This is a genomic window from Brevundimonas sp. (assembly GCF_035626535.1).
In the GTDB taxonomy this organism is placed as follows: domain Bacteria; phylum Pseudomonadota; class Alphaproteobacteria; order Caulobacterales; family Caulobacteraceae; genus Brevundimonas.
Genome location: NZ_DASPNO010000089.1, coordinates 15,636 through 38,741, shown reverse-complemented (window position 1 = coordinate 38,741; position 23,106 = coordinate 15,636). Strand labels below are relative to the sequence as shown.

Below are 23,106 nucleotides of genomic sequence, written 5' to 3'. Positions count from 1 at the left end.
TCATACCGAGGGGGCGGCCTTGCCCGCCGCGCACCCCTGCACCGTGCCCGCCGAAGCCGACGCTGATGTCGTTCTATGGGGCAACTCCCACGCCGATCATCTCTCGCCCGCCGTGCTGGCGTGGGCGCGGCAGCGGGGGCTGGCTGTCCGACAGGCGACACGATCGGGCTGTCTGCCCTTGCTCCGGGAACGCGCCGGGGTGGCGAGCGATGACTGCGCGGCCTTCAACCGCTCGGCCGTCGCCGAGTGGGGGCGCGAGGCTCCGCAGGTGGTCATCGTCAATGCGGCGCCGACTCTGCCGCGGGGCGGGGTGTCGGCCGACACGGCTCGCCAGCTCGACGTTCTTTTCGGGGAGCTGGCGCATACGCTCAGGATGTTGCGGGCGCAGGTCGGACCCCGAACGCTGATCGTGCTGTTGGGGACCACGCCGGAATACGCCTTCGCGCCGGCGTCCTGCCATGCCCGGCGTGCCTTTCTGGGTCTCACCACAGGCATGTGCGACCGCGCGGTTCCAGCCAATGCCGAGCTGGCCGGAGTGGTCGACGAGCGGCTGACGGCGCTCGCTGCGGCCGAAGCCGGCGTGGCCGTCTACCGTCCGTGGACGGCCCTGTGCGACCGGGGCGGCTGTCGGACGCGGGGCCCGAATGGTCCATGGTACCGCGACGGTCGCCACCTGACCGCTGCCGGCGGCAGGGCGCAGAGTCAGGCATTGGCGCGCCTGCTGAACGAACGCTTTCCGGGCGGACGATGAGGCGGCGGAGCAACACTGGCGGATCGGCGGCTTTGTGCGGTTCCGGGACGGGATGCGCACGGGGTTAACGGGGAACCCCTCGCCCGCGCCCGCTGTTTGCCCCCTGAACGGCTGTGGATGGAAGGGACGGTCGCCCACCCGTTACGCTTGAACGCCGGGCGATCCGAACCACATACTCATCCGAAGGCCGCCGAATGGCGGGCCGAGTCGATACGGTGGAGCACGGTCGCTCCGCGCGCCGGCTTGGCGGGCTTGAGATCAACGAGGGCCCCGGAAAGTAGGCATCATGTCAGAGACCAAAACACTGCCCGTCCTGCCGCTGAGAGACATCGTCGTCTTTCCGCACATGGTCGTGCCGCTGTTCGTGGGTCGCGAGAAGTCGGTCAAGGCGCTCGACGAGATCATGAAGGGCGAGAAGCAGATCCTGCTCGCCACCCAGAAGAACAGCGTCGACGACGATCCGCAGGCGGACGCCATCTACCCGATCGGCGTGCTGGCCACGGTGCTGCAACTGCTCAAACTGCCCGACGGCACCGTCAAGGTGCTGGTCGAGGGCAGGAGCCGCGCGCGCCTGACCCGCTTCACCGACCGCAGCGATTACTTCGAGGCCGAGGCGGTCGAGATCGCCGACGATCCGGGCGAGCCGTCGCAGTCGGAAGCCCTGCTGCGCGCCGTCATCGAGCAGTTCGAAAACTATGTGAAGCTGAACAAGAAGGTGCCGCCCGAGGCCCTCAGCTCCATCCCCCAGATCACCGATCCGTCCAAGCTGGCGGACTCCGTCGCGGCCCATCTGTCGGTCAAGATCGCCGACAAGCAGGGCCTGCTGGAGACCATCTCCGTGCCGTCGCGGCTGGAGAAGGTCTACGGCCTGATGGAAGGCGAGATCTCGGTCTTGCAGGTCGAGAAGAAGATCCGCTCGCGCGTGAAGCGCCAGATGGAGAAGACCCAGCGGGAGTACTATCTCAACGAGCAGATGAAGGCGATCCAGCGTGAGCTGGGCGAGACCGATGATGCGCGCGACGAGATCATGGAGCTGGAGAAGCGCATCCGTAAGACGCGCCTCTCCAAGGAAGCCCGCGTCAAGGCCGAGGCCGAGGTCAAGAAGCTGCGCAACATGAGCCCGATGTCGGCCGAGTCGACGGTGGTGCGGAACTACCTCGACTGGCTGCTGTCGATCCCGTGGGGCAAGGCCAAGACGAAGCCGATCGACCTGAACAAGGCCGAGGCCATTCTCGAGGAGGACCACTACGGTCTCGAGAAGGTCAAGGAACGGATCATCGAGTATCTGGCCGTCCAGGCGCGCACCAACAGCCTGAAGGGCCCGATCCTGTGTCTCGTCGGCCCTCCGGGCGTCGGCAAGACCTCGCTGGCAAGGTCGATCGCCAAGGCGACCGGGCGCGAATACGTCCGCATGTCGCTGGGCGGCGTGCGCGACGAGGCCGAGATCCGCGGTCACCGCCGGACCTACATCGGCTCGATGCCGGGCAAGATCATCCAGTCGATGAAGAAGGCCAAGACGACCAACGCCTTCGTGCTGCTGGACGAGATCGACAAGCTGGGCGCCGACTGGCGGGGCGACCCGTCCTCGGCCCTGCTCGAGGTGCTGGACCCGGCCCAGAACAACGCCTTCGGCGACCACTACCTGGAAGTCGATTACGACCTGTCCAACGTCATGTTCGTGACAACGGCCAACAGCCTGAACATGCCGCAGCCGCTGATGGACCGGATGGAGATCATCCGGGTGTCGGGCTACACCGAGGACGAGAAGGTCGAGATCGCCAAGCGTCACGTCCTGCCCAAGGTGACGGCCGACAACGGGCTGAAGCCGGCCGAGTTCGTGGTGCCCGACGATACCATCCGCGACCTGATCCGCTACTACACGCGGGAAGCCGGCGTGCGCTCCCTGGAGCGGGCGTTGGGCGGTCTGGCCCGCAAGGCGGTGCGCGAGATGGCCCGGGAGAAGACGCTGTCGATCACCGTGGACGCGGCCAAGCTGGCCGAATACGCGGGCGTCAGGAAGTACCGCTACGGCGAGACGGATGAGGAGGACCAGGTCGGCATCGTTACCGGTCTGGCCTGGACCGAGTTCGGCGGCGACATCCTGACCATCGAGGCGATCAAGATGCCGGGCCGCGGCCGCATGACCGTGACCGGCAACCTCAAGGAGGTGATGAAGGAGTCGATCTCCGCCGCCGCCTCCTACGTCCGGGCCCGCGCCCTGGCGTTCGGGGTCAAGCCGCCGGTGTTCGAGAAGACCGACATCCACGTGCACGTGCCCGACGGCGCGACGCCCAAGGACGGTCCCTCGGCCGGCATGGCCATGACCGTGGCCATGGTCTCGGTCCTGACCGGCATCCCGATCCGCAAGGACATCGCCATGACCGGCGAGATCACCCTGCGCGGCCGGGTCACCGCTATCGGCGGCCTGAAGGAGAAGCTGCTCGCCGCGCTCCGCTCGGGCATCAAGACGGTGCTGATCCCGGAGGAGAACGAGAAGGACCTCGCCGACGTGCCCGACAATGTGAAGGGCGCGCTGGAGATCGTTCCGATCAAGACCGCCGACGAGGCGCTGAAGTGGGCCCTGACGGGCGTGCTGACGCCGGTCGAATGGGACGAGTCGACCGAGCCGCTGCCGCCGGCTCCGCCGATCGAGGATCCCGGCACGGTGCCGGCCACCCACTGACGAAAAAGAACCCCGTCCGGAGCGATCCGGGCGGGGTTTTTCGTTGGATTTGAGGAAGGCGCCCTAGAGGCTGTCGACCATCACCAGTTCGGCGTCGGCCCTGGCGGTGATGGTGATCTCGGCCTCGTCCCTGATGGCGGCGCCGTCGCGGGCGTTCAGGGTGACGCCGTTGACCTCGACCTCGCCGACGGCGGGGACCAGATAGGCGCGGCGGCCCTCCGCCAGGCTGTAGGTCAGGCTCTCGCCCGTATTCAACGTCGCCCCCAGCACCTTCGCATCGGCGTTGATGGTCAGGGCCCCGTCCGACGGGTCGCCGGAGGCCAGCACCGAGAACCGGCCGGTTCGGTCGCTCTTCGGAAACTCGCGCTGGCCCCAGCCCGGCCTGGCGCCCGGCCTGTCGGTCTCGATCCAGATCTGGAACAGGGTGGTGGTTTCGTCCTCGAGGTTGAACTCGGCGTGACGCACGCCCGTGCCGGCGCTCATCACCTGCACGTCGCCCGCGGCGGTACGGCCGCGGTTGCCCATCGAGTCCTCGTGGGTGATGGCTCCCGCACGGACGTAGGTGATGATCTCCATGTCGGCGTGCGGGTGGGGCGGAAAGCCCGACTTCGCGGCGATCTCGTCGTCGTTCCACACGCGCAGCCGGCCCCAGCCCATGCGGGACGGGTCATGGTAGTTGGCGAAGGAGAAATGGTGCTTCGCGTTCAGCCAGCCGTGGTCAGCGCCGCCGAGGCTGGAGAAGGGGCGGACGTCGATCATGAGGAGTCTCCCGATTGGGGCGCGCAGCATACGGCGCGCCGTTCGGGACCTATATAGGTAACAGTGTCAGTGGCGAAAGGGCTAGCGAGTACATGGCCAGCGAACGGGTGCAGGGCGTATGCGGTGCCCCCAGCGCAGCGGCCATTTCTGTAGCGATATCCGATCGCCGACCCGGCATCCGTGCCGGGTTGGAAGGAAAACGCGAACCGTATTTTCGCCGGTCTGGACGGAGGCGGTGGCGAATGAACCCTCATCCGTTTCCATGAAGCCCAGACCCATCACGCGCCCCTCGATCCGGGTCGGTCCAGCAACCGGCAACAGGACGAAGGCGAAAAGGGCAAGGACGGTCGCGGTCACCGCGAGCAGCAATGGCACGCCGAGATGGTCCGAATGCTCCACCAGAATGAACCGAACGTGCTTGAACGGGTGGATTCGGCGTCTTGGCTGCATCTACCCCGCCTGCGCCCGATGCCTCAGCATCGCATCCGCCAGCACGCAGGCCGCCATCGCCTCGACCACCGGCACGCCGCGCAGGGCGACGCAGGGGTCGTGCCGCCCCTTGGTGCGCAGGTCGGTCTCGGCGCCGTCGCGGGTGACGGTCTGGCGCGGCGTCAGGATGGAGGAGGTGGGCTTGAAGGCGATGCGGGCGGTGAGCGGCTGGCCCGTCGAGATGCCGCCGAGAACGCCGCCTGCGTGGTTGGACAGGAACACCGGTCGGCCATCGTCGCCCATCCGCATCTGGTCGGCGTTGTCCTCGCCCGACAGCTCGGCCGCGCCGAATCCGGCCCCGATCTCGACCCCCTTGACGGCGTTGATCGACATCATCGCAGCGGCCAGTTCGGCGTCGAGCTTGCCATAGACCGGCGCGCCCCAGCCGGCGGGGACGCCCGTGACCTCCAGCGCCACGATTGCGCCGATCGACGAGCCCGCCTTGCGGACGCCGTCCAGATAGTCCTCCCAAGCCGGGACGACGTCCGCCGAGGCCGCGAACAGGGCGTTCTCGTAGACGGCGTCGAAATCTATCGCTTCCGGCCCGATCCGGTGCGGGCCCAGCTGGACCACGCCGGCGCGGATGCGGACGCCTTCGCCGAGCAGCTTGCGCGCCACCGCGCCCGCCGCCACCCGCAGGGCCGTCTCGCGCGCCGAGGAGCGGCCCCCGCCGCGATGGTCGCGGACGCCGTATTTGGCCTGGTAGGTGTAGTCGGCGTGGCCCGGCCGGAAGGCGCGGGCGATCTCGCCATAGTCCCTGGAGCGGGCGTCCTCGTTGTCGATCTGGATGGCGATCGGCGTGCCGGTGGTCACCAGGCCGTTTCCGTCGTCGAACACGCCGGACAGGATGCGGGCCGTGTCGCTCTCCTGCCGCTGGGTGACGAAGCGGCTGCCGCCGGGCTTGCGCCGGTCCAGCCACGGCTGGAGATCGGCTTCGGTCAGCGGGATCAGCGGCGGGCAACCGTCGACGACGCAGCCGATCGCCGGCCCGTGGCTCTCGCCCCAGGTGGTCACGCGGAACAGGTGGCCGAAGGTGTTGTGCGACATGTTGGCCTACGGCTTAGGCCGCCAGCCGGTCCGGCGTCCAGACGCGGGTGAAACGGACCAGCAGATCCTCGGCCGCCGAGGGGACGTCGTCGGAGGGTTGCAGCTCGACGAACAGATGCCCCTGCGGGCGTCCGCCGCGCGCCGGCAGGCCCAAGCCCTTCAGGCGCAGGCGAAGCGGCGTCTGGCCGGCGACGATCCAGGCGGAGCGGGCCCCGACGTGGGTGTCGATCTCCAGCCGGCCGCCGTCCTCGAGCAGACGCGTCGGCGCCGGCTGCTCCATGAACAGGTCGTCGCCGAGCACCCTCAGGCCGTCGGCGGCCCGGATCAGCACCGGCAGGTAGATGTCGGCGCCGCCGGCGCCCGCGCCGCGCAGGCGCAAATGCTCGCCGCTGCGCAGGCCCCTGGGCAACCGGACGTCGAGCGTACGCCCGGCCAGCCGCACCGCGGCATGGCCGCCGTTCAACGCCTCCAGCGGACCGATGACCACGACGGGAGGGGAGGGCGGGGGCGACTTCGGTCCGGCGATGGCCAGCGTGGGTTCCCGGCTCTGGATCAGCCGCCAGGCCGCGATCACCCGGCGAAAACGGTCGGGGTCCCCACCCGGCGCCGACGGGTGCGCCGCCTTCACGGCCGCCCTGAACGCCGCGGTCACGGCCTCGCCGTCCGCCGGGCCGGTCAGGCCGAGCAGGGCGTGGGCCTCGGCCAGGGAGGCGACTTCGGAGTGCGATCGGACGCGCATCCCCGAGCTTAGGCGGCAACATGGTCAAGGCCGCGTTAACCGCACCGCCTCTCCCCAGCGCGGCCGGGACGGTCTATCTGAACATCATGACCGCCCCCGTGATCCCGCCCAGCCCGACCCGCGAGGAATATGCGGAGCAGTACGCCGCCGCCCTGGCCGCGAACGCGGACGAGACGATTTTCGACAGGCCGGAGCCGATCGGCCTGTTCGTGGACTGGTTGACGGACGCGCGGGCCAGCGAGCCCAACGACGCCAACGCCATGACGCTGGCCACCGTCGACGCCGATAGCCGGCCGGACGCCCGGATGGTGCTGCTCAAGGACGTCGACGCGCGGGGCTTCACCTTCTATTCGAACCGCGAGAGCGCCAAGGGCGAAGCGTTGTCGGTCCATCCGTCGGCGGCGCTGCTGTTCCACTGGAAATCGCTGCGGCGGCAGGTGAGGGTGCGTGGGTCGGTCCAGTCGGTCAGCGCGGCCGAGGCCGACGCCTATTTCGCCAGCCGCGCCCGCGAGAGCCGCATCGGGGCCTGGGCTTCGGACCAGTCCCGGCCGCTGGACAGCCGGGAGACCCTGGAACTCGCCGTCGCCCGCGAGACCGCCCGGTTCGCCGACGGGGACGTGCCCCGGCCGGAGCGCTGGACGGGCTGGCGGGTCGTTCCGGATTCTGTCGAGTTCTGGCGCGATCGGCCCTTCCGGCTGCACGACCGGCTGAGATTCGACCGTGCGGGGGAAGGCTGGTCGAAGACGCGCCTCTGGCCGTGACCCGTCAGGCCCCGTAGCGCGCTAGGAAGGTCTCGATCGCTTCGGCGACCACCTCGGCGTTCGAGCGGCGCACCTGCACCTCGTCGCCGGTGACCAGCGGGACGAAGAAGACCGGGTGCTCGATCATTCCCATCAGGTGACCGGCCGCCCACGAGGGGTGCTCCACCGGACGCAGTTCGCCCGCCTTCGACAGCCGGACGATGACGCCGATCAGCGTCGCCCCGAACTCGGTGCGGCCCTTCTCGAAGAAGCGCAGGGCCAGCGCCTGGAAGCGGGGTCGCTCGGCCATCACCAGCCGGAAGATCGAGCGAACGAACGGATCGCCCATGAAGCCGGCGTAGGCCTCGGCGAAACTGGTCAGGGTCGTGCGGGCGTCGCCCTCGACGGCGCGGACGCCGGCCATCTGGCGGGCGAAGTCCTCGGCGGCGTCGTCGATTACCGCCGTGAACAGGGCCGCCTTGCCGCTGAACACGGTGTAGAGGGTCGCGGTCGACACCCCGGCCGCGCGCGCGATCGGCTCGATCCGCGTGGCGGCGTATCCCTCGCTGACAAAATGCTCGCGGGCATGGCGTACGATGAGCCGGCGCCTGGAGTCGGACCCCGCGTCGGAAAGTCTGGCCGTGCCGTGCATCTGAGTCGCCTGCCGTGGAAAGCGAGCAGACGCCGGGGCCGCGAGCCGGTCAAGGGGTCGCGAACCAATGTTCTACGATCCGCGAGAAAAGAGGCTCGCGAGTAATGGATGGGCGAGCACCGGCGCCGCCAGCCGGACCACCGCCTGCGGGTCCTCGAGCCGCACGGCGGCCGTGGCGTCGGCGACGATGAAATCGGCGTTGACCCGCGAGGGTTCGGTCAGCCGCTCATGCCCCGGCCGGACGGTGGCGAGATATTGCTGGATCACGGAATCGGCGGTGCGACCCCGCTCGGCCTGGTCGCGCAGCAGGCGGCGGATGAAGCGGATGTCGGCGGGCGTGTCGACAAACACCCGGATGTCGAAGAGCTCCACCAGGCCAGGCGTGCAGAGCAGATGGGTGCCCTCGATGATCACCACCTCGGCGGCGTGGATCGGCTCGCCGCCCGGTTCCCGGCCGTGGTGGATGAAGGAATAGATCGGCGCGGTGATATCGCGCCCCGCCTTCAGCGCCGCCAGGTCGCGGATCATCAGCTCGTGGTCGCGGGCCGCCACGTCGTCGAAATCGAAGGTGGCGGCGTTGAACCCCGGCAGGCTGGCGGCGTCGCGATAATAGGAATCCTCGCGCACCAGCACGGCCGCTCCCTCGGGAAGAGCGGTGACCAGCGTTTCCGCCAGGGTGCTCTTGCCGGAGCCGGACCCTCCGGTGATGGCGACGAGAATGGGCATGCCGCCCTTCTAGGGGGAAGGCGGGTCCGACGCCAAGGGGCCCTGGACGGCCGGCGGTTGACGCGGCGTCACGTTGCGCATCCGCCGGGCCGCCGATAGCCTGCCCTCAAGCGCCTCGGGCAGCAGGCGCAAACGAGGGATACCGATGCTGGGATTGATGCAGGACTGGCCGCTGACGGTCGACAAGATCATCGACCACGCGCGCAACTGGCACGGCCATCGCGAGGTCGTGACGCGCTCGGTCGAGGGGCCGATCGTCCGCACTACCTACGCGGAGATACACGCCCGCGCCAAACGGGTGTCCAGCGTGCTGAAGGACTGGGACGTCGGGGTCGGCGATCGCATCGCCACCCTGGCCTGGAACAGCGGCCGCCACATCGAGGCCTGGTACGGTATCATGGGCATCGGCGCGGTCTGCCACACCCTCAACCCGCGTCTGTTCCCGGAACAGCTGGCCTACATCATCAACCACGCCGAAGACAAAATCATCTTCGTCGACCTGACCTTCATCCCGCTGCTTGAGGCGGTGCTGCCGCATTGCCCCTCGGTCGAGCGGGTCGTGGTTCTGACCGACGAACTGCACATGCCGGCGACGAAACTGCCCGGCGCCGAATGCTACGAGGCCCTGCTGTCGACCGCGTCGGAAGACATCGAGTGGGGCGGCTTCGACGAACAGACCGCCTGCGGCCTCTGCTACACCTCGGGCACGACGGGGAATCCGAAAGGGGTGCTGTATTCGCACCGCTCCAACTTCATCCACACGCTGCTGGGCCTGCAGACCACGGTGCTGGGCGCGACGCCGAACGAGGTGATACTGCCGGTGGTGCCGATGTTCCACGCCAACGCTTGGGGAATCGCCTTCGGCGGACCCGCGGCGGGCTCGAAACTGGTCCTGCCCGGCGCTCGCATGGACGGCGCGGCCATCTACGAGCTTATCGAGAGCGAGGGCGTCACCTTCTCGGCGGCGGTGCCGACCGTCTGGCAGGGCCTGCTGACTCACCTGCGCGAAAACAATCTCAAGATCCCGAGCGTCAAGCGGGTGCTGATCGGCGGCTCGGCGGTGCCGGAGAGCCTGATCCGGGCCTTCCACGACGAGTTCGGCATCGAGGTGCTGCAGGGCTGGGGCATGACCGAGACCTCGCCCATAGGCACCCTGTCCAACCTGCCGCCGGAGCTCAGGGCGCTGCCTTACGACGATCAGATGAAGTGGCGGGTCAAGCAGGGCACGCCGCCGCTCGGCGTGGAGTTGAAGCTGAAGAACTACGCCGGGCAGGAGATGCCCCACGACGGGCACACCTACGGTCGGCTGATGATCAAGGGGCCGACCATCGCCGGCGCCTATTTCAAGGGCGAGGGCGGCGACATCCTCGACCACGAGGGTTTCTTCGACACCGGCGACGTCGCGACCATCGACGAGCAGGGCTTCATGCAGATCACCGACCGCGCCAAGGACGTGATCAAGTCCGGAGGCGAGTGGATCAGTTCGATCGAGATCGAAAACATCGCCGTCGGCCACCCCAAGGTCGAACTGGCCGCCGTCATCGGCGCGGCCCACCCCAAATGGGACGAGCGCCCCGTGCTTGTCGTCAAGCTCAAGCCCGGCCAAAGCCAGAACAAGCAGGAGCACCTCGACTTCCTGCAGGGCAAGATCGCCAAATGGTGGATGCCGGACGACGTGGTCTTCGTCGAAGACATCCCGCTCGGCCCGACGGGCAAGATCGACAAGAAACTGGTTCGCGAGCGGATGAAGGACTACCGCCTGCCGACGGGGGGCTGAGGCCATGGCCGGATCGAGGATTGGGCGGAGCGGTGGGGGTCAACGCCTGGCTGCGGTGGTCTTCCTGGCGCCGGTGTTCGCCCTCATCGCCGCAGCCGGGACGCGGTTTGGCCTGTGGAGCTACGAGGTCGGCCACGATCTGCTGGCCATGAGGGTCGGCCCCGCCCTGGCGGCCTTCGGCGCTGCCGCCGCCCTCGCGCTCGTGATCGCCGCCCTGCGCCGCCGCGCCCCGCTGTGGCTGGCGCTGGTCGCGCTCGCCGCCTCCGTCGCGACCGTCGGAGGCTACGCCTGGCAGATTTCGCGCGTCATGGACGCCCCGCCGGATGACATCAGCACCGACCTGACCGAAATCCCCGGTTTCGGCTCTCTCGACGCCCGGCGTGGCGCGGGGGCGACGACCCGCACCGGCGGCGCCGAGGCCTGTCCCGGAGCAGTCCCCGCAATGACGCAGGTCGCGCCCCAGACCGCGGCCTGGGCCCTGCAGGAATCGGGTTTCAGCCTGCAGGGCGGCGTCACCGTCGCCCGCGCGGCCGGGACGCATCGGGGCTTCTGGTTCGGCACGGTGCACGACGCCGTCATCCGCATCCGTCCGGGCCGGACCGACATCCGCGTCGCCGCCCGGGACGACCGTCCGCACGCCGGCGAGGCCTGCCGGCTGGCGACGGAGATCAGCCGCCGCCTGCGGGGCGTCGAATAGGTCTCAGCGCACACTCCAGACCGCATCTATCTCCGGTCCCGGGCTGGCGCTGACCCGCCCGGCGCGCTCCAGGGCGATCAGGTGCGCCCACACCGACAGTCCCGCCGCCGGCCACAGGCGCGCGTCGACTGCGGCGTAGAGCGTCGGCACCATGTCGGCGATCCGCCGCGGCCCCGCCGCCAGTTGCGACACGATCTGAGCCTCCCGCTCCAGCCGGTGCGCGCGATAGGCCCGCAGGAACGGCGCCGGATCGGTGACCGGCGCGCCGTGGGTGGGCCAGATGGTCGAGAAGTCCCGGGCGATCACCGCGTCCAGGCTGGCCATGTAGGCGGTCATGTCGCCGTCCGGCGGGGCCACCACGGTGGTCGACCACCCCATCACATGGTCGCCGCTGAACAGGGCATTCTCCTCGCGCAGCACGAAGGCCATGTGGTTTGAGGCGTGGCCGGGGGTCGCCATCACCTCGATCGTCCAGCCGTCTCCCTCCAGCACCTCTCCGCCGGCGAGGACGATGTCAGGAGCGAAGGTCTCGTCGTCCTCCTCGTCGAGCGAGCCTGAGGCGTGGACGACCTGCGCCGGCGGCCGCGCGGCCAGAACCGGCGCGCCGACGGCGTGCGCGAACGGGCGGGCGAGGGGCGAGTGGTCCCGGTGCGTGTGGGTGACCAGCACATGGCTGACAGCCTGGCCTTCGATGGCGGTCAGCAGCGCCGCGAGGTGGGCGTCGTCGGGCGGGCCGGGATCAATGACCGCCACGCCGGCTCCGGCCGAGGCTCGCCCGACGATGTAGGTCCCGGTCCCGGTGAAGGTGAACGGGCCCGGATTGGCCGCGATCACCCGCCGGATGAGCGGCGAAACGGCGTCGACGCGGCCATGGGCCACGTCCAGCTCGCGCACGAAGGGGATCACCGGAGCGCCGCCCGTCCGCGGCGCGGCCCTTGCGTCAACACTTCGTAAACCTTCCGCGGAGTGCCTGACATGGCTGTTTCCATCGCCCTGGCTGTCTCAAATCGGCTCCAGACCATCGCGGCGGCCTTCCTGTGTCTCATGGCGGCGCAACTGGTCGTGGCGTCGTGCACGCCCGAGCCGGCGCCGTATGCGGTTCGCGTCGGCGTGGCCCGCTGATCCTCTATAGCGGAACCCTGCCGAGGTCGTAGCCCGCCGCCAGCGCCGCCTCGCGCAGGGTGTCCGGATCGCCGCCGGCGAGCCGTTCCGCCATCGCCCAGGCCGCGGCCGATCGCATGCCGGACCGGCAAAAGAACACCGCCTTGCCGCCCTCTCCCAGCCCGTCAAGCGCCGCGCGGGTGGCGGCGACCGCGGCCGCATCGGGCAGGCCGCGCGCCGGGGCGTGCACCACCGTCATTCCCGCCTCGTCGCAGGTGCGGGCGATCTCGGCGGCAAGCGGCTGATCCGGCTCCTCGTTGTCGGGCCGGTGATTCACCACGCAGGTGAATCCGGCATCCCGCAGACCCCGAACCTGCCCCGGCGTGACCTGGCCCGTGACCCACACCTTCGCGGAAAGGGGCCGCAATGAAGCCGTTTGGGGGTTCATTTGAACAATCCTTTCAATAGCTTCACCTTGCGTGTGGCGGGATTGCGACAGGCCGGCCTCGATTAGGTTACGTCGCCGTAATTATGCTGCGCCGGGCCATTGCCAAGTCTAAGGTCAGGGCAATCTGCGTGCATTGGGGTGCGCGGAGTTTGGTTGCCGTTGACGCCAGCTTCTTTCCGGAGGCGCGCTTCGGTCTCAGGAGGACCACCCTTTGAAGACCCAAACCATCAAGCAGCGGTTGCTGCATTCGACCATGATCGGCGGAACGGCGCTTATGGCGCTGGTGGCGGCTCCGGCCGTGACCCTGATGACGCCCTCGGTCGCCATCGCGCAGAACCTGGTTCAGGGCGCCGTCGCCGGCACCGTCGAAAACCAGGCCGGCACGCCGGTCGCGGGCGCCAGCGTCACGCTGACTTCGGTTTCGCAAGGCTTCTCGCGTAGCTTCACCACTGACGCCTCGGGCAACTTCCGCGCCGTCGCCCTGCCGCAGGGCACGTACGAAGTCGTCGTCAACGCGCCGGGCTACAACTCGCTGACCGACACCGTGAACGTCGGATCGGGCGGTACGGCCCAGCTGTTCCTCACCATGGGCGCGGCGGCCGACAACGCCACGCAGATCGACGAAGTCGTCGTCGTCGGCGTGCGCCGCGCCGTGTCGGAATTCGACGCCACGACGACCGGCCTGACGGTCAACGTCGAGGAACTGTCGAAGAACGTCCCGATCGCTCGCGACGCCAGCGCCGTAGCCCTGCTGGCCCCGGGCGTGACGGCTTCCGACAACGCCTTCGGCAACATCCCGACCATCGGCGGCGCTTCGGCCGGTGAGAACACCTACTTCATCAACGGCCTGAACATCACGAAATTCCGTGACTTCCAGGGCTCCTCGACGGTTCCGTTCGAGTTCTACCAGACCCTCGAGACCAAGACCGGCGGCTACTCCTCGGAGTTCGGCCGCGGCACCGGCGGCGTGCTGAACGGCACGACCAAGTCGGGCGGCAACGATTGGGAGTTCGGCATCACCGCCTACTGGCAGCCGGACAGCCTCACCGAGGACTCGCCGAACACCTACCTCGCCCAGAACAACTTCGATGAGCGCTCGTCCAGTGACGTGATCTTCGACTTTGGCGGCCCGATCATCCAGGACCGTCTGTTCATTTTCGGTCTGTACAACTGGCGTGACCGGGAACAGGTCAATGTCGGCTCGCCGATCTCGGCGGCCAACAGCGGCGGACTGGGGGCCGGCGCGAACGCCACCACCGTCACCAGCGACGACCCGTTCTACGGCGCCAAGGTCGATTTCCTGATCACCGACGAGCACCGGCTGGAGTTCACCTACTTCTCGGACGAGCAGGAGCAGGAAACCGACAACTACTACGTCAACAACGCCGGTGAACGCGTGAGCACCTTCACGCCGTCGGTCTTCAAGTTCGGTGGCGAGAACTGGATCGCGCGCTACACCGGCGTGTGGACCGACTGGCTGACCACCTCGCTGGCTTACGGCGTCAACGAATACAATGAGTACAACTACTCGCCCGGCGACTCCGGCGCCCTGATCACGGACCAGCTGCCCGGCTTCCCCCGCCGCGGTACCTGGGGCGTCGGCCAGCCGTCGGTGAACGAAGACCAGCGCACCGTCCTGCGCGCTGACGTCGACGTCTACGCCGACTTCTTCGGCTCGCACCACTTCCGGGTCGGCATCGACCAGGAGAAGCTGGAGGCCTACCAGGAGCTCGATTACTCCGGCCAAGGCTACAACTACTGCCGTCCGGGCGGCCCGATCTCCTCGGTGGCGAACTGCACCGGCGACGTGACCGGAGGTCTCTGGTTCCGCTACCAGACGCTGCACACCGCCGCGACGATCCCGCCGGGACGAACCGATCTGATTGGTCAGCCGCGTCGCGTTCGCATCCGCGCCTATGACAACGACGGCGGCTGGACCTCCACCCAGAACGCCTACTATCTCCAGGACTCGTGGGAAGTCACCGATCAGCTCACCCTGAACATCGGCATCCGCAACGAGGGCTTCGAGAACGAGAACATCGACGGCGTCGCCTTCGTCGACCTGCAGAACCAGTGGGCCCCGCGTCTCGGCGCGACCTACGACGTCTTCGGCGACGGCGAGGCCAAGCTGTTCGGCTTCTACGGCCGTTACTTCCTGCCGGTCGCGGTGAACACCAACCAGCGTCTGGCCGGCGCCGAGTTCTTCATCTCGGACACCTGGAGCCTGGATCAGACCGGCGGCCCGAACGACCTGAACGCCGACGGCATCCATGACACCACGGACGAGCCGATCCTTCTCAATCTGCTTGCCGCCGGCACCTTTGGTGACGGCACGACCCGCCCGATCGCGACCCAGGTCGATAAGGAAATCGACCCGATGTACGTGGACGAGTTCATCCTCGGCTACGAGCAGCGCGTGTTCGGCGACTGGACGATGGGCATCAAGGGCACCTACCGCGAGCTGGGTACGGCCATCGACGACGTCGCCATCGACGCCGCCGTTCTGGCCTACTGCGAGGCCGATCCCGACCTGACCGCCGACATCTGCTACAACGTCTGGTACGGCTTCCACCAGTACGTGCTGACCAACCCCGGCGAGGACATGGTCATCACCCTCTCGGGTGAGGATCTGACCAACGCCGACGCTGGTCCGGGCGGCCTGGGCCGGACGTTCACGGATCGCGAGGTCACCCTCTCGGCCGCCGACCTTGGCTACCCGACTCCGGATCGCACCTACAAGGCGGTCGAGGTGTCGCTCGAGAAGCCGTTCGACGGCGTCTGGGGCGGTCGCTTCAGCTACGTGTGGTCGGAGAGCGAGGGCAACTACGAAGGCGCCCTGAAGTCCGACAACGGCCAGGTCGATCCGGGCCTGTCGCAGGACTTCGACCAGCCCGGCCTGACCGACAACTCGTACGGCTTCCTGCCGAACCACCGCGAACACACGTTCAAGATGTTCGGCAACTGGCAGGCGACTCCGGCCCTGAACATCGGCGCCAACCTGCTGATCCAGTCGCCGCGCATGTTCGGTTGTCAGGGCTTCCACCCCACCGACGTGTTCGCCCAAGCCTACCAGGCAGCGTCGTGGTTCTGCGACTTCACTGACAACGATGTCGTTGATGGCGTCGCGACACCCCGGGGTTCGCAGTTCGAAAGCGACTGGCTCAAGGTCCTGGACCTGACCTTCGCCTATGATCTGGCCGAAGTGTTCGACGTCCCGGGCGACAGCCTCGTGGTTCGCGCGGACATCTTCAACGTGTTCGACTTCCAGTCGCAGCAGGACTTCAACGAGTTCAACGACTTGGCGCTGGATACTGTGGGCGTTGATCCGCGGGATCCGAACTACGGCGCGGTCACTGCCTATCAGGCGCCGCGCTCCGTGCGCTTCAGCCTGGCCTACCGCTTCTAATCAGCGGTCGGAGAGACCAGACTACCGGGCGGCGGACCTTCGGGTCCGCCGCCTTTTTCTTGCGCTTCCGCCGAGGAATCGCCGCCACGCAAAAACCATTGCGGCGCCTGAAGCGTTGCGGCATCCGGACAGTGTCCGAAGTACAGATTTCCGGAGCCGCCATGATCGCCAGCCTCGCCCTCGCCGCCGTCCTGATCGTCCACACCGCGCCTGCCGCCGGGCAGGACGGACCGATCGTCACCGCGGGCCCAGCCACGGGTGAAACGGCCGAGGCCCTGCGCATCCGCGAGGCCGTGGCCTACGCCAATCCCCTGCCGCGCGGCGCGCCGGAGGCGGACTATCCTCTGGTCGCCTGGTGCGAGGCGCTGGTGAACGGCCATGTCGCTCTCGGCGAGACCCTGACCGACGCCGATCCGCTGGATCGCGACATCATCCGGCTCGGCCGCCTGGAGGCCGCCGACTTCCGCGCCGCGCTGCAGGCCGCCGAGCCGCGCCAGTCCGCCGCCAGCCGCGCCGCCGCCCGCGCCGCCGCCGCCGAGGCCACGGCCAGATGGGCGCCCCTCGCGGGGCAGGACGAAAGCGTGCGCAGCCAGGCCTTCGGCCTGTTCTTCGGCCTGCCGGGCCGCTGCGAACACGCCGCCCGCCGTTTGCGCGAGAACATCACCACCCCGCCGGCGACTCCCGAAGAGGTGGGTCTCGAGTAAGGCTCAGGCCGCCGCCGCCCGCGCGCCAGGATCATAGTTGAGGATCGGCCCAAGCCAGCGTTCGGCTGTGGCCAGGTCCCAGCCCTTGCGGCGGGCGTAGTCCTCGACCTGGTCCCGGTCGATCTTGCCGACGCCGAAATAATGGCTCTCGGCGTGACCGAAATAGAGGCCTGAGACCGACGCCGGCGGGCTCATCGCGAAGCTCTCGGTGAGCTCCATTCCCGCATTCGCGTCTGCCTGCAACAGTCTGAAGAGCGTCGCTTTTTCCGTATGGTCCGGCTGCGCCGGATAGCCCGGCGCCGGGCGGATGCCTTGATAGTTTTCGGCGATCAGATCCTCGACCGAGGTCTCTTCGTCGGGCGCATGGCCCCACAGCTCGGTGCGCACCGTCTTGTGGAGCCGCTCGGCGAAGGCCTCGGCCAGCCGGTCGGCCAGGGCCGTCGCCAGGATCGCCGAATAGTCGTCGCCCGCCGCCCGGAACGCCGCCGCCTTCTCCAGCTCGCCGTGCCCCGCCGTGACCGCGAAGGCGCCCAGCCAGTCCTCGCCGTCCTCGGCCACGAAGTCGGACAGGCACAGGTTCGGCTTGCCGCTGGTCTTGGCGATCTGCTGGCGCAGGCCGTGGAACCGGGCCAGTTCGGTCGTGCGGCTCTCGTCCGCCCAGACCACGATGTCGTCGCCGCGGGCGTTCGCGGGCCAGAAGCCGACCACGCCGCGGGCCGTGTACCATTTCTCGTCGACGATCCGCTTGAGCATCGCCTGCGCGTCGCGAAACAGGTCACGCGCGGCCTCGCCGACGATCTCGTCCTCGAGGATCAGCGGGTAGCGGCCGATCAACTCCCAGCTGGCGAAGAACGGCGTCCAGTCGATGTGGTCGGCCAGGTCCTGCAGGTCCCAGCCGTCGAACGCCCGCACGCCGAGAAACGACGGGCGCGGGGGCAGGGGAGTCGCCGCCTGCGGCCGGAACCGGTTGGCCCGCGCAGCCGGCAGGGCCGCCCGCGCCTTGGTCGTCTGGCCGCGGGCGAACTGTTCGCGGATGCGGATGTATTCGTCGCGCGTCGCCGCCTCGATGCGCGCCTTCTCTGTCGGCGACAGCAGGCCGGCGACCACGCCCACCGCCCGGCTGGCGTCGACGACATAGGTGGTCGAACCGCGGCGATAGGACGGCTCGACCTTGACCGCCGTATGCGTCCGGCTGGTCGTCGCCCCGCCGATCAGCAGCGGAATATGGAAGCCCCGCCGCTCCATCTCGCTGGCCACGAACACCATCTCGTCGAGGCTGGGCGTGATCAGGCCCGACAGCCCGACGATATCGACCTTGTGCTCGATCGCCGCGTCGAGAATCCGGTCCGCCGGGACCATGACGCCGAGGTCGATGACCTCGTAGTTGTTGCACTGGAGCACGACGCCGACGATGTTCTTGCCGATGTCGTGGACGTCGCCCTTGACCGTGGCCATCAGGATGCGGCCGGCCTGCCGGCGCGGCTGACCGGTCTTCTCGGCCTCCATGAACGGCTCGAGATACGCCACCGCCTGCTTCATCACCCGCGCCGACTTGACCACCTGCGGCAGGAACATCCGGCCCGAGCCGAACAGGTCGCCGACCACGTTCATGCCGTCCATCAAGGGGCCCTCGATGACGTGCAGCGGCCGTTCGGCCTGACGCCGTGCCTCCTCGGTGTCTTCGATGATCCAGTCGGTGACGCCGTGCACCAGGGCGTGCTCGATCCGCTTTGCGACAGGCGCGTCGCGCCACTTCAGGTCGACGACGGGCGCCGCGCTCCTGTCGCCCTTGTAGCTGGGCGCCAGATCGACCAGCCGCTCGGTGTTGGAGACATTGGTCCTTTGCGGCCGGTTCAGGATCACGTCCTCGACGGCCTCGCGCAGCACCGGGTCGATGTCGTCATAGACCGGCAGATCGCCGGCGTTGACGATGCCCATGTCCATTCCGGCCTGGATGGCGTGGTAGAGGAACACCGAGTGGACCGCCCGCCGCACCGGCTCGTTGCCGCGGAAGCTGAACGAGACGTTCGACACTCCACCGGAGACGCGGGCATGGGGCAGGGTGGCCTTGATCGTCCGCGTGGCCTCGATGAAGTCGACGGCGTAGGCGTCGTGCTCCTCGATCCCCGTCGCCACGGCGAAGATGTTCGGATCGAAAATGATGTCCTCGGGCGGGAAGCCGATGTCGTCGACCAGCAGCCGGTAGGCGCGGGTGCAGATCTCGACCTTGCGTGCCGCGGTGTCCGCCTGGCCCTGCTCGTCGAAGGCCATGACCACTACGGCCGCGCCGTACCGCAGGCATTTCACCGCCTGCTCGCGGAACTCGGCCTCGCCGGCCTTCAGCGAGATCGAATTGACGATCGGCTTGCCCTGGACGCACTTCAGCCCCGCCTCGATCACCTCCCATTTCGAGCTGTCGATCATCACCGGTACGCGCGCGATGTCCGGCTCGGCCGCGATCAGATTGAGAAAGGTGCGCATGGCGACGACGCCGTCCAGCAGTCCCTCGTCCATGTTGACATCGATGATCGTGGCCCCGGCCTCAATCTGCTGCCGCGCCACCGCCAGCGCCCCGGCGTAGTCGCCCTCCACCACCAGCTTGCGGAATTTGGCCGAGCCGGTGACGTTGGTCCGCTCGCCGACGTTGATGAAGGTGGGGCGCATCAGGCGTACGCCACCCAGCCGCACCAGTAGAGGCCACGGAATACCGGCTCGACACCGTGGAAGCCCGCCTCGCGGAGGAGTTCCTCGTCGCGATCCGGCCCGACGCAGTTGAGATGGGTGCGCACCCGCTCGTGCGCCTCCTTCAACACGGTCGGGTCCATGTCGCTGTCGCTGCCGAACTTCAGATAGCGGTCGAACCGCTGATCGGAGGTGGGATCGCTCTTGTCGATGCTAAGATGTGCGATGACGAAGGGGGCGCCCGGTTTCAGCCGGCTGCGGATGGCCTTCAGTGTCTCCAGCTTGGCGCCGTCGTCCGGCACGAAATGCAGCGTCAAAAGGCAGGTGGCCGCGTCGAAAGGCCCCTCCGGGGCATCGAAAATATAGCCTTCGACCCAGTCCACGGAGGGGGGATCGCCCAGGTACGACTTGCCTTGGGCGATCATCTCGGCGGCTGGATCGACGGCGCAAAAGCGGCCCTCTGGCAGGGCGCCGATCAGCGTCTTGAGCTCCAGGCCGCCGCCGCCCCCGACCACCAGCGTCCGCCGCGGCGACGCCTCCGCAAGCAACTGGGCCATGATGCGGTGCAGGCCGTCGAACCCGGGAATGATCTTCCGCGGCCGGTCTGCGTAGGTGCGGGCGTGTTCGGGGTCCTTGAACAGATCGGCGATCTTGTCGGTCATAACGCCACCAGCTCGAACGGCTCTAGCCCCGACAGCCGCATCGCCGTCGGCCGCTCCGGGATCGCGCGCGGCGGCAGTCCCGCTACTTCCTCCGCCACATGCCGGATGTGCTCCGGCGTCGTGCCGCAGCAGCCCCCGACGATGTTGACCAGCCCCGACCTTGCCCACTCCTCGATGAAATGCGCCGTCTCGTGCGGCTGTTCGTCGTACTGGCCCATGGCGTTGGGCAGGCCGGCGTTGGGGTAGGCGGCGACCAGGGTGTCCGCCACCCGCGACAATTCGGCGATGAACGGCCGCATCAGTTCGCCGCCGAGAGCGCAGTTGAAACCCACCGCGAACGGCTTCGCATGGCGCACGCTGTGCCAGAAGGCCTCGGCGGTCTGGCCGGACAGGGTCCTTCCCGACCGGTCGACGATGGTGCCCGAGATCCAGATCGGCAGCGGCTCGAGCCCTTCGTCGGCGAGATCGAGGATGGCCTTGATCGCCGCCTTGCAGTTCAGCGTGTCGGTGATGGTTTCGATCAGATACAGGTCGACGCCGCCCGCGTGCAGGGCCCGGACCTGATGGCGATAGGCGTCGTAGACCTCGTCGAAGGTGATGCTGCGCGCGCCCGGGTCGTCCACGTCCGACGACATCGACAGCATCTTGTTGAGCGGCCCGATCGCGCCCGCGACGAAGCGCGGCTTGTCCGGCGTCTTCGCGGTCCAGCGGTCGGCCTCGGCCCGAGCCAGTGTCGCGCCCGCGAAATTGATGTCCCACACCGCCTGCGCGTCCAGCGCATAGTCGTCCTGGGCGATGGTGGTGGCCGAGAAGGTGTTGGTCTCGGTGATGTCCGCGCCGGCGGCGAAATACTGGTCGTGCAGGTCGGAGATGATGTCCGGCCGGGTGATGCACAGCAGGTCGTTGTCGCCCTTCAGCTGGACCGGATGACCGGCGAAGCGGTCGCCGCGGAACTCCGCCTCCGACAGCTCCCGACGCTGGATCATCACGCCCCAGCTGCCGTCCAGCACGAGGATGCGGCGCCTGGCGGCGGCCTTGAGCGCCGCGATCCGGTCGGCCCGGCTCATGCGTCGGCCCTCTGCTCGCGCACCCCCAGCACCCGGCAGATGGCGTAGACGAGGTCGGCCCGGTTCAGGGTGTAGAAATGGAAGTCGGCGAAGCCTTCCTCCTGCAGCCGCGCGCACATCTCGGCGGCGACGGAGGCGGCGATCAGCTTGCGGGTCTCGGGATCGTCGTCCAGCCCCTCGAAGTGGGCCGCCAGCCAGTCCGGCACCGCCGTGCCGCAGCCCGCCGACATCCGCTTCAGCCCGGCGAAATTGGACACCGGCATGACACCCGGAATGATCGGAATCGAGACGCCCGCCGCCCGCACCCGGTCCCGAAAGCGCAGGAAGGCGTCGATATCGAAGAAGAATTGGCTGATCGCCCGCGTCGCCCCCGCATCGACCTTCGCCTTCAGCACCTCAATGTCGTGAGCGAGGGAGGGGCTTTCGGGATGGCCCTCCGGATAGCAGCCGACGCTGATCTCGAACCCGCCCCGGCGAGCCACGGCGGCGGTCAGTTCCGTGGCGTTGGCGTAGCCGTCGGGGCGCGGAACATAGGCTCCGCCCAGTCCCGCCTCACCGGGCGGATCGCCGCGCAGCGCCACGATGTGGCGCACGCCGGCCGTGCTGTAGCCGTCGATCACGGCGTCAACCTCGTCCCGGCTGGCCTCGACGCAGGTCAGGTGGGCCGCCGGCGTCAGATCGGTCTCGGCGAGGATGCGCCGCACCGTGCGATGGGTGCGTTCGCGCGTCGAGCCGCCGGCGCCGTAGGTCACCGACACGAAGTCGGGCTTCAGCGGCGCCAGCCGGGTGACGGCCTGCCACAGCCTGGCCTCGGCCTCGTCCGATTTCGGCGGAAAGAATTCGAACGACACCCGCGGCCGCGAGGCGTCCTGCCCCGCTCGCGCCACGGGACCAAGCGGCGACAGCAGCAGGGCGCGGGCTTCGGCGAGGCTGATGGCGGCGGCCGTCATGCGACCCGCGCCCCGGCTTCAGCCGACCGTTCGGCGGTCCAGATGACCACCGTCAGCCCGTCGGTGTCGGGGGGCAGGGCGATGGGCGCCGACGGCGTCAGCCCGGCCTCGCCCAGCCAGCGCCGCATCTCCTCGTCGGAGAAGCCGAGCCGGCGGTGCTGATGCTCCTCGCGTAGATGCTCCAAGGCGTGCGGGGCGAAGTCGACGATCAGCAGCCGTCCGCCCGGCATGACCAGCCGCGCCGCCTCGGCCACCGCCGCCGCGGGATCGGCGAGATAGTGCAGAACCTGGTGCACCAGCACCAGATCGGCGGTCTGCTGCGGCAGGCGAGTGGAGAAGATGTCGCCGTGGCGCAGCTCGACCCTGTCGAGCCCGGCCCTGGCCACGTTTGCGCGGGCGATGTTGAGCATGTTGTGGCTGAGATCGAGGCCCAGCGACATCTTCGCCTTCTTGCCGAGCAGGGTCAGCATCCGGCCCGAGCCGGTGCCGAGGTCGACGACCCGGTCGAACGGTCCGTCTCCGGCGGCCTTGAGGATCGCGGCCTCGACCGCTGTCTCGCAGACATAGAGGGAGCGGATGCGGTCCCACTGAGGTGCGATACGTTCGAAATAGGCGCCGGCGGCGATCTCCCGGTCCCGCCGCACCTCCTCCAGCCGGCGGTCGTCGGCGTCGCCGGCGGCCTCGTCCAGCACATCGAGCACCGTGTCGATCAGCCGGCGGGCCGGGGCGTCCGAGGTCAGCCGGTAGAACACCCGCGCCCCGTCCGGGAAACGCTCGATCAGCCCCGCGTCGGTCATCAGCTTGAGGTGGCGCGAGACGCGCGGCTGGCTCTGGTCGAGGATGCGCGAAAGCTCCATCACCGACAGTTCCTCGCCTGCGAGCAGGGACAGGACGCGCAGGCGGGTCGGCTCCCCGGCGGCGCGCAGGGCCTCGACGGTCTGGTCGGCGGTCAGTGACATGCAGTCATATAAAGATATCCTTATATGATTATGCAAGCGGAAACCGCTGGCCAAGGCGAGGGTTCGG

At 68.6% G+C, this 23,106-nt stretch carries 20 protein-coding genes; 8 read left to right on the top strand and 12 right to left on the bottom strand.

The features are described from left to right. The coding region (locus VEC04_RS13530; RefSeq protein WP_324777516.1) for an SGNH hydrolase domain-containing protein at positions 1 to 751 on the top strand (751 nt) is incomplete at its 5' end. A gap of 286 nt (positions 752 to 1,037) precedes the next feature. Continuing rightward, the gene (lon, locus tag VEC04_RS13525; protein ID WP_324777515.1) at positions 1,038 to 3,434 is read left to right on the top strand and encodes an endopeptidase La; all 2,397 of its coding nucleotides are present in this window, start codon (positions 1,038 to 1,040) and stop codon (positions 3,432 to 3,434) included. Between the two features lie 63 nt (positions 3,435 to 3,497). Here the strand turns inward: lon and VEC04_RS13520 are convergent, their stop codons facing one another. The 3 genes from VEC04_RS13520 to VEC04_RS13510 all read right to left on the bottom strand — a co-directional run bounded on the left by VEC04_RS13520 (position 3,498) and on the right by VEC04_RS13510 (position 6,468). Next, positions 3,498 to 4,193 (bottom strand): pirin family protein, encoded by a 696-nt coding sequence (locus VEC04_RS13520; RefSeq protein ID WP_324777514.1) that lies wholly within the window; start codon positions 4,191 to 4,193, stop codon positions 3,498 to 3,500. Positions 4,194 to 4,643: 450 nt separating this feature from the next. Next, positions 4,644 to 5,729 carry a chorismate synthase gene (gene aroC / locus VEC04_RS13515; RefSeq protein WP_324777513.1) on the bottom strand — a complete coding sequence of 362 codons (1,086 nt, stop codon included), beginning with the start codon at positions 5,727 to 5,729 and terminating at the stop codon, positions 4,644 to 4,646. Positions 5,730 to 5,742: 13 nt separating this feature from the next. Further along, positions 5,743 to 6,468: a DnaJ C-terminal domain-containing protein gene (locus VEC04_RS13510; RefSeq protein ID WP_324777512.1), complete on the bottom strand. Its 726-nt coding sequence runs from the start codon at positions 6,466 to 6,468 to the stop codon at positions 5,743 to 5,745. 86 nt (positions 6,469 to 6,554) lie between these two features. Here VEC04_RS13510 and pdxH point away from each other — a divergent pair, with 86 nt between their 5' ends. Further along, positions 6,555 to 7,229, top strand: a complete 675-nt coding sequence (gene pdxH / locus VEC04_RS13505) for a pyridoxamine 5'-phosphate oxidase (protein ID WP_324777511.1) — start codon at positions 6,555 to 6,557, stop codon at positions 7,227 to 7,229. A gap of 4 nt (positions 7,230 to 7,233) precedes the next feature. Here the strand turns inward: pdxH and VEC04_RS13500 are convergent, their stop codons facing one another. After that, positions 7,234 to 7,860 carry a TetR/AcrR family transcriptional regulator gene (locus VEC04_RS13500; protein ID WP_324777510.1) on the bottom strand — a complete coding sequence of 209 codons (627 nt, stop codon included), beginning with the start codon at positions 7,858 to 7,860 and terminating at the stop codon, positions 7,234 to 7,236. 72 nt (positions 7,861 to 7,932) lie between these two features. Beyond that, positions 7,933 to 8,586, bottom strand: coding sequence for a uridine kinase (gene udk / locus VEC04_RS13495; RefSeq protein WP_324777509.1), 654 nt, complete (start codon positions 8,584 to 8,586; stop codon positions 7,933 to 7,935). Positions 8,587 to 8,731: 145 nt separating this feature from the next. Here udk and VEC04_RS13490 point away from each other — a divergent pair, with 145 nt between their 5' ends. Beyond that, a complete protein-coding gene (locus tag VEC04_RS13490) occupies positions 8,732 to 10,363 on the top strand; it encodes a long-chain-fatty-acid--CoA ligase (protein ID WP_324777508.1) in 1,632 nt (543 codons plus the stop codon). A 4-nt stretch (positions 10,364 to 10,367) separates the two neighbouring features. Further along, complete coding sequence (locus tag VEC04_RS13485) at positions 10,368 to 11,060, top strand: DUF1499 domain-containing protein (RefSeq protein ID WP_324777507.1); 693 nt, start codon at positions 10,368 to 10,370, stop codon at positions 11,058 to 11,060. Positions 11,061 to 11,063: 3 nt separating this feature from the next. On the opposite strand, the gene VEC04_RS13480 is transcribed toward VEC04_RS13485, so the two are convergent. Continuing rightward, positions 11,064 to 11,966, bottom strand: a complete 903-nt coding sequence (locus VEC04_RS13480) for an MBL fold metallo-hydrolase (RefSeq protein ID WP_324777506.1) — start codon at positions 11,964 to 11,966, stop codon at positions 11,064 to 11,066. Between the two features lie 69 nt (positions 11,967 to 12,035). Here VEC04_RS13480 and VEC04_RS13475 point away from each other — a divergent pair, with 69 nt between their 5' ends. Then, positions 12,036 to 12,182 carry a hypothetical protein gene (locus VEC04_RS13475; RefSeq protein ID WP_324777505.1) on the top strand — a complete coding sequence of 49 codons (147 nt, stop codon included), beginning with the start codon at positions 12,036 to 12,038 and terminating at the stop codon, positions 12,180 to 12,182. A gap of 4 nt (positions 12,183 to 12,186) precedes the next feature. On the opposite strand, the gene VEC04_RS13470 is transcribed toward VEC04_RS13475, so the two are convergent. After that, positions 12,187 to 12,588 (bottom strand): beta-lactamase hydrolase domain-containing protein, encoded by a 402-nt coding sequence (locus VEC04_RS13470; protein WP_324777504.1) that lies wholly within the window; start codon positions 12,586 to 12,588, stop codon positions 12,187 to 12,189. A gap of 232 nt (positions 12,589 to 12,820) precedes the next feature. Between VEC04_RS13470 and VEC04_RS13465 the strand changes: the two genes are divergently transcribed. Next, positions 12,821 to 16,015: a TonB-dependent receptor gene (locus tag VEC04_RS13465; RefSeq protein ID WP_324777503.1), complete on the top strand. Its 3,195-nt coding sequence runs from the start codon at positions 12,821 to 12,823 to the stop codon at positions 16,013 to 16,015. A 161-nt stretch (positions 16,016 to 16,176) separates the two neighbouring features. Next, complete coding sequence (locus VEC04_RS13460; RefSeq protein ID WP_324777502.1) at positions 16,177 to 16,719, top strand: hypothetical protein; 543 nt, start codon at positions 16,177 to 16,179, stop codon at positions 16,717 to 16,719. A 3-nt stretch (positions 16,720 to 16,722) separates the two neighbouring features. Here VEC04_RS13460 and metH read toward each other — a convergent pair whose 3' ends face one another. The 5 genes from metH to VEC04_RS13435 are packed head-to-tail and all read right to left on the bottom strand — an operon-like array spanning position 16,723 to position 23,039. Continuing rightward, positions 16,723 to 19,383: a methionine synthase gene (gene metH, locus VEC04_RS13455; RefSeq protein ID WP_324777501.1), complete on the bottom strand. Its 2,661-nt coding sequence runs from the start codon at positions 19,381 to 19,383 to the stop codon at positions 16,723 to 16,725. After that, positions 19,383 to 20,063 carry a class I SAM-dependent methyltransferase gene (locus VEC04_RS13450; RefSeq protein ID WP_324777500.1) on the bottom strand — a complete coding sequence of 227 codons (681 nt, stop codon included), beginning with the start codon at positions 20,061 to 20,063 and terminating at the stop codon, positions 19,383 to 19,385. The genes metH and VEC04_RS13450 overlap by 1 nt, the downstream gene beginning before the upstream one ends. After that, positions 20,060 to 21,130, bottom strand: coding sequence for a homocysteine S-methyltransferase family protein (locus VEC04_RS13445; protein ID WP_324777499.1), 1,071 nt, complete (start codon positions 21,128 to 21,130; stop codon positions 20,060 to 20,062). The genes VEC04_RS13450 and VEC04_RS13445 overlap by 4 nt, the downstream gene beginning before the upstream one ends. Beyond that, entirely contained in the window at positions 21,127 to 22,080 is a 954-nt protein-coding gene (gene metF / locus VEC04_RS13440) for a methylenetetrahydrofolate reductase [NAD(P)H] (protein ID WP_324777498.1), read from the bottom strand. The genes VEC04_RS13445 and metF overlap by 4 nt, the downstream gene beginning before the upstream one ends. Next, the gene (locus VEC04_RS13435; RefSeq protein ID WP_324777497.1) at positions 22,077 to 23,039 is read right to left on the bottom strand and encodes a metalloregulator ArsR/SmtB family transcription factor; all 963 of its coding nucleotides are present in this window, start codon (positions 23,037 to 23,039) and stop codon (positions 22,077 to 22,079) included. Before VEC04_RS13435 ends, metF begins: the two co-directional genes overlap by 4 nt. Positions 23,040 to 23,106: the final 67 nt, after the last annotated feature.

What these genes read in the sequence shown, in the direction of transcription:
- lon (WP_324777515.1), top strand. Translation starts at nt 1,038, where the DNA reads ATGTCAGAGACCAAAACACTGCCCGTCCTGCCGCTGAGAGACATCGTC.
- VEC04_RS13520 (WP_324777514.1), bottom strand. Translation starts at nt 4,193, where the DNA reads ATGATCGACGTCCGCCCCTTCTCCAGCCTCGGCGGCGCTGACCACGGC.
- aroC (WP_324777513.1), bottom strand. Translation starts at nt 5,729, where the DNA reads ATGTCGCACAACACCTTCGGCCACCTGTTCCGCGTGACCACCTGGGGC.
- VEC04_RS13510 (WP_324777512.1), bottom strand. Translation starts at nt 6,468, where the DNA reads ATGCGCGTCCGATCGCACTCCGAAGTCGCCTCCCTGGCCGAGGCCCAC.
- pdxH (WP_324777511.1), top strand. Translation starts at nt 6,555, where the DNA reads ATGACCGCCCCCGTGATCCCGCCCAGCCCGACCCGCGAGGAATATGCG.
- VEC04_RS13500 (WP_324777510.1), bottom strand. Translation starts at nt 7,860, where the DNA reads ATGCACGGCACGGCCAGACTTTCCGACGCGGGGTCCGACTCCAGGCGC.
- udk (WP_324777509.1), bottom strand. Translation starts at nt 8,586, where the DNA reads ATGCCCATTCTCGTCGCCATCACCGGAGGGTCCGGCTCCGGCAAGAGC.
- VEC04_RS13490 (WP_324777508.1), top strand. Translation starts at nt 8,732, where the DNA reads ATGCTGGGATTGATGCAGGACTGGCCGCTGACGGTCGACAAGATCATC.
- VEC04_RS13485 (WP_324777507.1), top strand. Translation starts at nt 10,368, where the DNA reads ATGGCCGGATCGAGGATTGGGCGGAGCGGTGGGGGTCAACGCCTGGCT.
- VEC04_RS13475 (WP_324777505.1), top strand. Translation starts at nt 12,036, where the DNA reads ATGGCTGTTTCCATCGCCCTGGCTGTCTCAAATCGGCTCCAGACCATC.
- VEC04_RS13460 (WP_324777502.1), top strand. Translation starts at nt 16,177, where the DNA reads ATGATCGCCAGCCTCGCCCTCGCCGCCGTCCTGATCGTCCACACCGCG.
- metH (WP_324777501.1), bottom strand. Translation starts at nt 19,383, where the DNA reads ATGCGCCCCACCTTCATCAACGTCGGCGAGCGGACCAACGTCACCGGC.
- VEC04_RS13450 (WP_324777500.1), bottom strand. Translation starts at nt 20,063, where the DNA reads ATGACCGACAAGATCGCCGATCTGTTCAAGGACCCCGAACACGCCCGC.
- VEC04_RS13445 (WP_324777499.1), bottom strand. Translation starts at nt 21,130, where the DNA reads ATGAGCCGGGCCGACCGGATCGCGGCGCTCAAGGCCGCCGCCAGGCGC.
- metF (WP_324777498.1), bottom strand. Translation starts at nt 22,080, where the DNA reads ATGACGGCCGCCGCCATCAGCCTCGCCGAAGCCCGCGCCCTGCTGCTG.
- VEC04_RS13435 (WP_324777497.1), bottom strand. Translation starts at nt 23,039, where the DNA reads ATGTCACTGACCGCCGACCAGACCGTCGAGGCCCTGCGCGCCGCCGGG.